Origin of the sequence: Rhodococcus sp. BP-241 (genome assembly GCF_019836145.1) — a bacterium.
Classification (GTDB): Bacteria; Actinomycetota; Actinomycetes; order Mycobacteriales; family Mycobacteriaceae; genus Rhodococcoides.
Genome location: NZ_JABUEI010000015.1, coordinates 57875 through 68964, shown reverse-complemented (window position 1 = coordinate 68964; position 11090 = coordinate 57875). Strand labels below are relative to the sequence as shown.

Here is an 11090-nt window from a genome sequence, read left to right as displayed (position 1 = left end):
CACCACCACCCACACGAAGCAGGAGGATCCGGGGCAACCGTTCCAGCCTAACCACACCGCAACACCCGAGTCAAACACCAGGCACCACGTGGATCAGGAAGTTGGACTGTACGCTCAGCCTACACGAGGTGCAGACGAACCTTTTCTGTCCGATCGGCCATGCGACTCCGTCCCACCTCGTTCGCCCAGCCCCGTAAGGCCTTCGGTCGGTGTCCGTGTCGCTCTGACTCGAAGAAAGTTACGTGAGTGATTCGCGAGATGCAAATCGCCTGGTCACGGCGTGTCGAACAGTGCGAGAGGCCGACACATCGCTCTCATGCACGGCCACGAATACCTCCAGAGTGCGCCCGAGCCGGCCCGATGGTCGTGTCGGCAGGCGCACCGGAACGGAGTAGCTCGTGCCTATCGCAGCAGTCGACTACAACCATGTGCGACTCACTGTCAGTGACATCGCGACCTCGCGGAAGTTCTACGACGACGTCTTCGGTTTCGAGGTGGCCTTCGAGCTCCCGCCGAACCCGGACGAGGCGACGAAGGAAGCGCTGGGGTTCCTCTTCGGCGGAGTCATCTACAAGTTCGGCGGCGGGCTGCTCGGTCTGCGCCCCGTGGCTCCGGGTGACGACACGTTCGCCGAGGACCGCGCCGGCCTGGACCATCTCAGCTTCAGTGTCGCGTCGTTGCAGGATCTGCACGACGCCGCCGCACTGCTGGACACCCTGGGCATCGAGCACGAGCCGGTGAAGGATCTCGGTGACGCCGGCATGGCGATCCTCGAGTTCCGGGATCCCGACAACATCGCCCTGGAGATCGCCGGTCCCAACAGCTAGTCAGTCCGAGGCGCGCTTGCGCTCGTCTCGCGCTGCCATCCGAGCCTCGAGGTCGACGGCATCCAACTTGTCGGCTTCCTCGAGGGTCGGGGCCGTCCCCCCGAGACGGGCCGGTACCCAGTACTCGCCGGCGGGATGGTGATAGTTCTTCTGCACGTCGGCGAGCATGGTCTGCATCGTCGATCGCAGGTGGGCGGTGAGGTCACCGGCCGACATGGTCGGCGCGATCGGCTCTCCCACCGCGATGGAGATCGGGGTCTTCGTGCGTCCGAGCTTTTTCGGGAACCCCTTGGTCCACACACGCTGCGCGCCCCAGATGACCACCGGAATCACGGGGACCCCGGCCTCGATCGCCATCCGGGCAGCGCCCGACTTGAACTCCTTGATCTCGAAGCTGCGACTGATCGTGGCTTCGGGATAGACCCCCACCAGTTCGCCTCGCGACAACGCGTCGACCGCAGCCCGGTAGGACTCCGCGCCGGCGGCGCGGTCGACCGCGATGTGCTTGAGAGAGCGCATGATCGGCCCCGACTTGGGGTTGTCGAACACTTCCTTCTTCGCCATGAACCGGATGTACCGCTTGTGCTTCCGCGCAGGCAGGCCGGCGTAGGTGAAGTCCAGGTAGCCCGTGTGGTTGATGGCGATCACGGCGCCACCCCGAGCGGGGATGTTCTCCGCGCCCTCGACGTCGAACTTCAGCCCCTGCGCCGCGAAGACGGTGCGAGCGATTCCGATGACAGTGCGATAGACGGGGTCCACACGGTGCAGCGTAGCGGCTCGTCGCCGCCCCCGAGAGGGGCTCGTCCGGTAGGGCACTCCGTCAGCGGGAGTTGCCCACCGCCACGACCATCTTCCCGGTGTTCGCCCCGCGCAGCATCCCCAGGAACGCCTCCACCGTGTTCTCGATGCCGTGCACGACCGTCTCGTCGAAGGTCACGCGACCCTCGGAGAGCCACGTCCCCATGTCCTCCGCGAACTGGGGGAACCGGTGCAGGTAGTTGCCGACCGTGAATCCCTGCAGGGTGAGACCGCGGGTCACGATGTTCGACATGTTGTCCGGCCCCGGCGTCGTTCCCACAGTGTTGTAGGCGGATATCGCTCCGCACAGTGCGGTCCTGCCACCGTCGTTGAACGCGTCGAGCGCCGCTTCGAGGTGGTCGCCGCCGACGTTGTCGAAGTACACGTCGATGCCGTCCGGGGCCGCCGTACGCAGCTGGTCGCGAACCGGAGCCTGCTTGTAGTCGAATGCCGCGTCGAAGCCGTACTTACCGGTCAGAAGGTCGACCTTCTCCGCAGAGCCCGCAGAGCCGATGACCCGTCCGGCGCCGAGAATGCGGGCGATCTGACCCACCGCGCTTCCCACTGCTCCGGCAGCGCCCGAGACGAACACCGTGTCGCCCTGCTTCATCCCGGCAATGTCCTGCAGTCCGACGTACGCGGTCAGGGCCGTCATACCGAGAATTCCCAGGTAGGCCGAGGTCGGAACGCCGTCGATCTCACGGACCGTACGGAAAGCCGAGGCCTCTCCCTGCGCGATGTCACGCCATCCCAGCTGATGCACCACGACACTCCCCACAGCGACGTCGTCCGACCGGCTCTCGAGAACTCGACCGACGGCGCCACCGGTCATCGTCTCGTGGAGAGCGAAGGGCGGTACGTACGACTTGACGTCGTTCATGCGCCCGCGCATGTACGGATCGACCGACATGAAGTCGTTCGCGACGCGCACCTGGCCCGGCTCGAGGTCGGGAAGGTCGACTGTGACCGACCGGAAGTTGTCAGCAGTAGGCCACCCGGTGGGGCGGGACACGAGCTGGATCTGGGCGCTCTTCACGAAATACTCCTTTTGTGGATCGTTCGGTACAGTAAATACCGTACGCCTCACCGACGAAAGGTGACAGATGGGTAGGAGAGCGACGTTCGATGCGGCGCAGGTCGTCACTGATGCGCGGGATGTGTTCTGGCACAGAGGCTTCGATGGCGCATCTCTGCCCGAACTCGAGGCGGCGACCGGGCTGTCCCGGTCCAGCATCTATCACGCGTTCACCAGCAAGCGCGGCCTGTTCGACGCAGCGGTGCAGGACTATCTCGACACGGTGGTGGCACCGCGGCTCGCCCTGTTGCGTACCGACGACGGTCTGGACGCGTACTTCGCGTCGATGGACGTCGAACTCGAGAACCTCGATGCCGAAGCACCACGTCGCGGCTGTCTTCTGGTCAACACTGCTGCGGGATCCGCCGCGCACGACGACACCCTCGCCGCCGTCGTCGACGCCTACCGTCGGCGACTCACCGATGCGGTCACCGACGCCCTGGTGAACCGGGGTGACGACGATCCCGAGAATCGGGCTCGCATTCTGGTGACGATGAGCTCGGGCGCACTCCTGCAGGCACGCGTCGACCGGGACGAGGCACGCGCAATCATCGCCTCGGCACGGAAGTTGGCGCGGTCCTGGGAATCATGAGCCGACGCGGACATCGGTACCGTCGAGGAAGTGGATATCGACCGGTGGCGTAGCCGACTCCCCGTGACCAGAGCATCGGACGGTGAGCTCGTGGGGTGGACCGTCTCCGACATGGCTCGCGACGACGGCGAACTCGTGGACGCCGTCAACCCTGTCGGCCACGTGATCGCCCAAGACGTGCAGCTCGAGGCGGCAATCGACGTTCTCGAAGCGCGCGGGCTGAGCTCGCTGTCCGTGCCCTACTGGGCGCGTGCGCCGTTACCGCTTGTCGGCGAGCTGGATCTCCGGCGTGCGACACCGGAATGGCAGTGGCGTCGGATGGTCATGACGCAGTTGGACGACACCAAGGTGTGGATCCGTCCCGCCTACCCGTCGTATCCGGAGCGGATGGTGGAACTCGCCGTCCCGCTGCCGGCAGACGACGTCCTGGTCCCCGAACCGCCGACACGGGACGAGTAGCGAACCCGCACTGCTGATTCTCGGCCTCACAGATGCACGTGAGCGCACCCGATCGATCGGAAACCTGCGACAGGGCAGATCCAGTCACGATCGGGTGCGTTCACGTGCAGTATGGCTATGAAGTCGGCGGACGCAGGACGTCGGTGCCGACGAACGGGACGAGCGCAGCCGGGATCTTGACGCTGCCGTCGGGCTGCTGGTGGTTCTCGAGGATCGCGGAGATCCACCGCGTCGTGGCCAGAGTCCCGTTGAGCGTCGCCGCCGTCTGCGGCTTCCCGTTCTCGTCGCGGTAACGAACACCGAGTCGACGCGCCTGGAACGTGGTGCAGTTCGAGGTGGACGTGAGTTCACGGTAGGTGTTCTGCGTGGGAAGCCATGCCTCGCAGTCGAACTTGCGCGCAGCCGACGATCCCAGGTCGCCGCCGGCGGTGTCGATGACGCGGTACGGCAACTCGACCGCGGCGAGCATCTCCTTCTCCCAGCCGAGGAGCCGCTGGTGTTCCGCGTCCGCGTCCTCGGGACGGGTGTAGACGAACATCTCCACCTTGTCGAACTGGTGGACACGGATGATGCCGCGGGTGTCCTTGCCGTAGCTGCCGGCCTCGCGGCGGAAGCACGACGACCATCCCGCATAGCGCTTCGGGCCGCCGTTCAGATCGAGGATCTCGCCCGAGTGGTAGCCGGCGAGGGGCACCTCCGACGTGCCGACGAGGTAGAGGTCGTCGTCGCCCAAGTGGTAGATCTCCGACGAGTGCGCGCCCAGGAAGCCGGTCCCGGCCATGATCTCCGGCCGCACGAGCACCGGTGGGATGACCATCGTGAACCCGTTCGACACTGCCTTCTGGGCGGCGAGCTGCAGCAGACCGAGCTGCAGCAGTGCGCCGTAACCGGTCAGGAAGTAGAACCGAGCGCCCGACACCTTGGCGCCGCGCTCCATGTCGATGATCCCGAGAGCCTCGCCGAGCTCGAGGTGGTCCTTCGGATTCTCGATGGTCGGGATCTCACCGATCGTCTCGAGGGTGACGAAGTCGTCCTCGCCGCCGGCCGGCGCGCCCTCCTGCACGATGTTGGAGATCGCACGGTGTGCGGTGTCGAGAGCCGCGTCGGCGGCATTCTGCTCGGCCTCCGCCTCCTTCACCCGTGCGGCGAGCGCGGACGCCGTCGCGAGAAGTTCCGGGCGCTCGTCGGGAGTGGCCTTACCGATCTTCTTACCGAACGCCTTGTGCTCGGCACGGAGGTTGTCGGCAGCCGACACGGCGGCCCGGCGCGCGGTGTCCGCCTCGAGCAACGCGTCCACCAGGGACGGATCCTCGCCACGGGTGCGCTGCGACTGACGGACGGCGTCGGGGTCCTCGCGGACAACTCTGAGGTCGATCACGGGACGTCAGCCTACTGGGGCGATGTGGTCACCCTCGTCCGAGGACGTCCAGGTAGTCCTCTCGGCCGAACATGCGCGCGGCGTCGACCGCGGTCGGATGCCCCGCATCGGCGTCGGCTCCGGCGTCGACCAGTGCCCGGACGACCTCGTCCTCCCCCTTGAACACGGCACCGGCGAGCGGGGTCTGACCCTTGTCGTTCGCGCGGTTCACGTCGGCTCCGCGGTGCGCGAGGGCCACGACGCTCTCGGCGTGACCGTGATAGGCCGCCAGCATCACCAGGGTGTCCCCGGATCCGTTCGTCAGATCCACGGGCACGCCCGCGTCGACGTACGCGGTGAGTGCGGCGGTGTCGCCGCTGCGTGCCATGTCGAACACGCGCGTCGCGAGGTCCTCGATCCCGGCCTCGAGCCCCGTGTCCTCGGTATCAGCACCACTCATACCGTCCGAACCTACCGGCAGGCATGATGGAGCCGATGTCTCCGAAGCCCGAAGATCCCACCCCGAGCCCGTCCGGCGAGGACGGCCCGGTGGTCGACGACGCCCCGACGTCCGAGATCGCGACACCCGACGCGTCCACATCCGACACGTCCGCGCCCGACGCGGTGGTACCCGAGGCATCGACGGCCGACGAGACCGACACCGCGACGGACGAGAAGAGTGGTCCCCGCACCGTCCAGGCCTCGAACGCCCGTCGGCTGCTCGCCCTGGTCGCGATCGGCGCCATCGGAGCCGCCGCCGTCACCATCGGTGTGTCCGGTGGGTTCGACCGGAGCGAGAAGCTCGCCACACCGTCCACGGCAGGAACCGTCGGAACCGCGTCGACGACGTCCTTCGGCTCGTCCGACGCGGGCGACTGCCTGCAGTGGACTCCCACCGACGACCCCGACACCGACCGCCAGGACCTCGCCGAGGTGAGTTGCGCGGAGCCGCACCGCTTCGAGGTCGCCGAGACGGTGGACCTCGGGGTGTACCCGGTCGCCGAGTTCGCGACGGGATCGCCGTATCCCGACGCGGCCCGCTTCGCCTCCCTGCGCGACGAACACTGTGAGACCGCGGTGCAGGACTACACCGGGGGCCGCTTCGACCCCACGGGCAAGTACTCGGTCGGCCTCATGTTCCCCAGCCAGGCCGGGTGGGCCGCGGGCGAGCGCGCGATCCGGTGCGGCATCCAACAGACCGGCGCGACCAGCGCGCTGCAGGTGATGACCGGCAGCGTCGCCGACCAGGACCAGTCGATGGTCTGGGAGACCGGTAGTTGCGTCGGCGTCGAGTCGGGCGTGCCGACAGACCCGATCGACTGCACCGCTCCGCACGCCTTCGAGGTGGTGTCGGTGGTGGATCTCGCCGCGCAGTTCCCCGGCGGACTACCGTCCGTCGAGGACCAGGACCGCTATCTCGAACCCACGTGCACCCAGGCGTCGGACACCTACCTGGGCGGTCCGGACGTTCTCCGGGAGAAGACACTGACGCTGTTCTGGGACAACGTCGACGCCTCGAGCTGGTTGGCGGGCAGCAAGAAGGTGAGCTGCTCCATCGGCAAGGAGGTCGAGTCGGGCGGGTTCGCGTCCATCGTCGGCTCGGCGAAGGGCGACATCACCATCGACGGCGCCGCGCCGGTTCCGCCGCCTCCCGTTCCGGACGGCCGCAGCCTGCCGATCCCGCTCCCCGGAGCGTCTCCCCTGCCCGGTGCGTGACGTGTCGGTCAGCATGTCCGAAGCGGAGTTCGAGAACGCGGTCGGCGATGCGCTGGACACTCTCCCGGACGAGCTGGCCGCATACATGAACAACGTCGTCGTGCTGGTCGAGGACGAGCACCCGACGGAGGATCTCCTGGGTCTGTACGAGGGCGTCGCTCTGACCGAACGGTTCGAGTACAGCGGGCACCTGCCGGACGTCATCACGATCTACCGACTGCCGATCCTCGACATCGCCCGTGACGAGGACGACGCGCGCCGCGAGATCGCGGTGACCGTCGCTCACGAGATCGGGCACCACTTCGGCATCGACGACGATCGCCTGCACGAACTCGGCTTCGGCTGAGCTCCGTTCTCCACCCGCGGAACCGATTCCCGCCGTCGCGCGTCCAAGTCTCGAGATCCGACCGGACGCTCGAACGGAGACCCCATGCCCGGCCACGTACTCGTCGATCCCGAGGCGCTGCTCGCGGCCGCGTCGGAACTCGATGCCGCGGCGATGCGCCTGGCATCGTCTCTCGCCTCCGCGTCCGTCGCGCTCCGTCCTCCTCCCGCGGGCAGCGACGAGGTGTCCGCGCTGGCTGCACGCTACTTCTGGTCGACCGCGCAGTCTCTCGACACCTCGACGTCCGCGGCGGTGACCGAGCTCCGCGAGACGGCGGCTGCCCTGCGAGTCCAGGCGGCGGCCTACCGCGAGGTCGACGCGTCGTTCTCCACGGCCCTGACCGCGGGCACCGCGTGACGGCCGGGCCCACCGGGGTGTTCTGGCTCCCGCGTACCGCGGCGGTGAACTCGGCCGCACTGCTCGCGGGTGCCGGCCCCGCTCCGCTGGCCGCCGCCGGCACGGCGTGGGCCGCGGTGGCCACGGCACTCGCCGCGGCCACCGCGACGGTCAGCGGTGTCGCGTCCGCACTGGCAGCCACGTGGGACGGGGACGCCGCCGACGCCGCCGGAGCGGGGATGACGGCGTTCGCGACGTGGGGCACGGGAGCGGCGCAGCACGCCGCGGCCGTGTCCGCTCGGGCCGCCGCCCAGTCCGCGACGGTGGTGACCGCGCTCGCCGTCATGCCGACACTGCCGGAGATCGCCGCGGTGAAGGCCGGACGCACCACCGCGTACGCCACCGGCGGCGCCCTCACCGGCGCGGCGCAGGCTGCCGATGCCGCCGACGCCGCGCTCGATCTCCGCGCCGCCCTGGTCATGGAGGCGTACGAAGCGGCGACGGCGCCGCTCGCGCTCGCCGACGGTCTGCAGATGCCCCCGCAGATCACCACGGCGGTCACCGCGGCCACCTCCACGGTCATCTCTGCTGTCCCCGGTCACGGGCCGGTGCCGGGCGAGGCCGGGACACCGCCGTCGGACGACAGCGGATCCGACCGGCAGAAGCATGGATTCTCGGACGGGGCGGCGCACCAGGGTCACCGGTCGCCCCTCACCACGGACAGCATCGGACACGATCCCGCCGTCACGAGGGCGGCGTCGCTGATCCAGCAGATGCCCGCGCAGGCCGGGTCGACGCTGTCCTCCGTTCTGTCGTCGGCACCGCAGGCCGGTGCGGCACCGACGATCACCCACGCTGTGCCGCAGCAGGTTCCGATGGTCGCCACCGGGTGGGGTGGCGGCGGCGGGCGAGGTGGCAGCGGACAGGGTGGCTCCGTGCACGCCGCCGGTGGCTCGTTCGCACGGACGCCGTCACCGTTCCTCGGTGCGGGCGTCGGATCGGACACGGCGGTGTCAGCGGGACAGGACGCGTCCGTGTCCGGCGCCGCGCACGCCCGGTCGCCGTTCGGCGCGGGACTTCCCGTGGGTCACAGCAGGCTCGGCTCCGACGATGTCGTGCACGCCCGCAGGACACCTGCCGTCGTCGAGGAGGAGGCGGGAGTTCCGGTCGTGCCCGCCGTCATCGGGGCGCGGCGATGAGCGCGGCGCCGGTGCTGGGCGGGGACGTCCCGCTCGAGGGTTCGCTCACGCTCGACACGAACGAACTGACGTATCTCGTGGGGGCGATCGGAGGACGTTCTCTCCCTGCCGTTCTCGGATGGCACCCGGCCGGCGCGACCGTCGCCGATCGCGCGACCGTGCTCGCGAGTGCCGCCCGACGCCTCGCCGATCGTCTCCTGGTGTCAGCCGACGGCGGCCTGCACCGTGATCTGGCCGCGATGCTCCGTGCGGCGGCGGCGCCTCGCTGGAGTGTCGACGTCCGCATCGTCGGCCACTCCACCGGCATCGAGAACCGGCGAGGATGTCTGTGCGGCAACGACATCGACGATCCGGTGTGGATGACCGAGAGCGAGGGATCGGTGACGATCACGCGGGTCGACACCGACATGGCCGCCCTGATCGCGGCCTGGCTCGGCGACGCCGCAGGAGCGCCGATCGATCCGCTGACCGAGTACACCGACGTCCTCACGGCCGGTATCGAGGACGTCGTCCCGCACTGCACCCGCCACACCGAGATCGTCGGACTCCGACACGATCACGGTGTCACCACCACGGTCGACCCGTCGATCGCGGTGTACGACAGCGACTCCGGCCGTGTCGTCGCGACCACGGTCCAGGATCCGACCGGACGATCGAGCACGTCCGTGCGATCCGCGACACCGGTACGCACCGTCGGAGCACTCCGCTCGCTGATCACCTCGCTGGAACGGCGCTCGATACTCGACGACCACCTGGTCCGTGTGTCCGCTCAGCCCATCGGATCGTCGGGAGTGCGGCTGCCCTTCGTCTCGAACGGGGGCGTGTAGTCGCCCCAGCGCACGCAGTCCCAGGCCGAGACATCCTCGGCGGGAACCAGTTCGACGGTCCCCGTGTTGTCGAGATGGTTGTCGGCGGCGAAGTCGCGATCGATCCCGGACAGCACCGCGGCGACGAGCCGAATCGCAGCACCGTGACTCACCACGTGGACGGTGGCGGAATCGTCGCCGAGGTGGGTGGCGCGGAGCTCGTCCAGTACCGGCACGTAGCGGGCGAGCACGTCGGCGCCGGACTCGCCCCCGGGCAGGCGGGCATCGAGGTCACCGTCCAGCCAGGCGCGATACACCGCGGTGAAGCGGGCGTGGTCCTCCTCGGCGCTGCGGTCCTCGAGGTCGCCGACGAACGTCTCCTGCAGACCGTCGCGCACCGTCAGCGGCGTACCGGTCGCGTCGGCCAGGTACTGCGCGGTCTGACGTGCGCGGACGGCGATGGACGACACCACGGCGGCCGGGGTCCGCGTCACCGTCCGGGCGTACTCCCGCGCCTGTCGGTGTCCGAGCTCGGTCAGCTCCGCGCCGGGCGGCAGAGTGTCGAGACGACGAGCGACGTTCGAGTGGGTCTGACCGTGCCGCACCAGGACGAGTCGGCCGCTCACCGATCTCCCCGTCGCAACGCGTCCAACCAGTCCCGGCCGCGGTCGTCGGTGGGGCGAGGACCGCCGGCGGCGACGTGCGCGCTGGGCCAGGAGCCGAGGAACCGCACGTCGGTGCGCGAGTGCAGGACCCGCAGGGCGTCCGCCACCGCGACGTCGTCGATGTGGCCGACGCAGTCGATGTAGAAGCGGTAGGTGCCCAGATGCGTACGGAGAGGGCGACACTCGATGAACGTCAGATCGATGTCGCGCGTGCTGAACTCGGCCAGCGCGGACACCAACGTGCCGGGCCTGTTGGCGGGAGTGAGCACCACGGCAGTGCGATCCGCCCCCGTGGGCGCAGGCGGCGGGCACGGGCGCGTGACGTACACGAAGCGGGTCCGTGCGTTCTCCACGTCGGCCACGCCGTCGGCCAGTACGTCGAGTCCGTGCCGTCGGCCCGCCAGACCGGTGGACACCGCGGCGTCGGCGAGTCCGGACGCGACGTCCTCGGCCGCACCGGCATTGGACGACGCGAACTCCACCTGAGCATCGGGCATGGTGGCGGCGATCCACTGCTGGACCTGGGCGGCGGCGTGGGGGTAGGCCCGGATCGTGCGGACGTCCGCCATGGCGGTGCCCGGACGAGCGACGATGGTGAAGGCCACGTCGAGTTCGGTCTCCGCGAGGATCTGCAGCCGGTCCCCGATCGCGAGCGCGTCGAGGGTGGGCGGGACCGAGCCCTGCACCGAGTTCTCGATGGGCACCACGGCGCCGTCGGCCGCACCGGAGCGCACCAGTTCGAGGGTGGCGGGCGGGCTCGACGCACTGACGCGCTCGACGGGAGCGCCGAACGCCCCGTCCGCCTCGAGCTTCCCCAGGGCCATCTCGGTGAACGTTCCCGAGGGTCCGAAGTAGGCGATGCGCACCCCGGTCAC

At 69.1% G+C, this 11090-nt stretch carries 14 protein-coding genes; 8 read left to right on the top strand and 6 right to left on the bottom strand.

Features of this window, described 5'->3' with window-relative positions; genetic code table 11:
- Window positions 1–398 precede the first annotated feature (398 nt).
- Window positions 399–827: a VOC family protein gene (locus HQ308_RS21315; RefSeq protein ID WP_027507307.1), complete on the top strand. Its 429-nt coding sequence runs from the start codon at window positions 399–401 to the stop codon at window positions 825–827.
- On the opposite strand, the gene HQ308_RS21310 is transcribed toward HQ308_RS21315, so the two are convergent.
- Both HQ308_RS21310 and HQ308_RS21305 read right to left on the bottom strand, forming a co-directional pair.
- The gene (locus tag HQ308_RS21310) at window positions 828–1586 is read right to left on the bottom strand and encodes a 1-acyl-sn-glycerol-3-phosphate acyltransferase (RefSeq protein ID WP_027507308.1); all 759 of its coding nucleotides are present in this window, start codon (window positions 1584–1586) and stop codon (window positions 828–830) included.
- A gap of 61 nt (window positions 1587–1647) precedes the next feature.
- Window positions 1648–2661: an NADP-dependent oxidoreductase gene (locus tag HQ308_RS21305; protein WP_222647824.1), complete on the bottom strand. Its 1014-nt coding sequence runs from the start codon at window positions 2659–2661 to the stop codon at window positions 1648–1650.
- A 67-nt stretch (window positions 2662–2728) separates the two neighbouring features.
- Here HQ308_RS21305 and HQ308_RS21300 point away from each other — a divergent pair, with 67 nt between their 5' ends.
- Both HQ308_RS21300 and HQ308_RS21295 read left to right on the top strand, forming a co-directional pair.
- Complete coding sequence (locus HQ308_RS21300; RefSeq protein ID WP_056440719.1) at window positions 2729–3292, top strand: TetR/AcrR family transcriptional regulator; 564 nt, start codon at window positions 2729–2731, stop codon at window positions 3290–3292.
- A gap of 63 nt (window positions 3293–3355) precedes the next feature.
- Entirely contained in the window at window positions 3356–3751 is a 396-nt protein-coding gene (locus HQ308_RS21295; protein WP_308115854.1) for a hypothetical protein, read from the top strand.
- 115 nt (window positions 3752–3866) lie between these two features.
- On the opposite strand, the gene serS is transcribed toward HQ308_RS21295, so the two are convergent.
- Both serS and HQ308_RS21285 read right to left on the bottom strand, forming a co-directional pair.
- Window positions 3867–5129 carry a serine--tRNA ligase gene (gene serS, locus HQ308_RS21290; RefSeq protein ID WP_222632571.1) on the bottom strand — a complete coding sequence of 421 codons (1263 nt, stop codon included), beginning with the start codon at window positions 5127–5129 and terminating at the stop codon, window positions 3867–3869.
- Between the two features lie 28 nt (window positions 5130–5157).
- The gene (locus tag HQ308_RS21285; protein ID WP_027507313.1) at window positions 5158–5568 is read right to left on the bottom strand and encodes an ankyrin repeat domain-containing protein; all 411 of its coding nucleotides are present in this window, start codon (window positions 5566–5568) and stop codon (window positions 5158–5160) included.
- A gap of 35 nt (window positions 5569–5603) precedes the next feature.
- Here HQ308_RS21285 and HQ308_RS21280 point away from each other — a divergent pair, with 35 nt between their 5' ends.
- The 5 genes from HQ308_RS21280 (at window position 5604) to HQ308_RS21260 (ending at window position 9571) form a co-directional block, all read left to right on the top strand.
- Window positions 5604–6824: a septum formation family protein gene (locus HQ308_RS21280; RefSeq protein WP_222647823.1), complete on the top strand. Its 1221-nt coding sequence runs from the start codon at window positions 5604–5606 to the stop codon at window positions 6822–6824.
- A 13-nt stretch (window positions 6825–6837) separates the two neighbouring features.
- Window positions 6838–7170, top strand: coding sequence for a metallopeptidase family protein (locus HQ308_RS21275; protein ID WP_081821502.1), 333 nt, complete (start codon window positions 6838–6840; stop codon window positions 7168–7170).
- An 84-nt stretch (window positions 7171–7254) separates the two neighbouring features.
- Window positions 7255–7566, top strand: a complete 312-nt coding sequence (locus HQ308_RS21270) for a PE domain-containing protein (RefSeq protein WP_027507316.1) — start codon at window positions 7255–7257, stop codon at window positions 7564–7566.
- Window positions 7563–8744 (top strand): PPE domain-containing protein, encoded by a 1182-nt coding sequence (locus HQ308_RS21265; RefSeq protein ID WP_222647821.1) that lies wholly within the window; start codon window positions 7563–7565, stop codon window positions 8742–8744. The genes HQ308_RS21270 and HQ308_RS21265 overlap by 4 nt, the downstream gene beginning before the upstream one ends.
- Window positions 8741–9571, top strand: coding sequence for an ESX secretion-associated protein EspG (locus HQ308_RS21260; RefSeq protein ID WP_222647819.1), 831 nt, complete (start codon window positions 8741–8743; stop codon window positions 9569–9571). Before HQ308_RS21265 ends, HQ308_RS21260 begins: the two co-directional genes overlap by 4 nt.
- On the opposite strand, the gene HQ308_RS21255 is transcribed toward HQ308_RS21260, so the two are convergent.
- Window positions 9514–10176: a histidine phosphatase family protein gene (locus HQ308_RS21255; RefSeq protein WP_222632562.1), complete on the bottom strand. Its 663-nt coding sequence runs from the start codon at window positions 10174–10176 to the stop codon at window positions 9514–9516. The genes HQ308_RS21260 and HQ308_RS21255 overlap by 58 nt on opposite strands.
- Window positions 10173–11090 carry a prephenate dehydratase gene (pheA, locus tag HQ308_RS21250; protein ID WP_308115853.1) on the bottom strand — a complete coding sequence of 306 codons (918 nt, stop codon included), beginning with the start codon at window positions 11088–11090 and terminating at the stop codon, window positions 10173–10175. Before pheA ends, HQ308_RS21255 begins: the two co-directional genes overlap by 4 nt.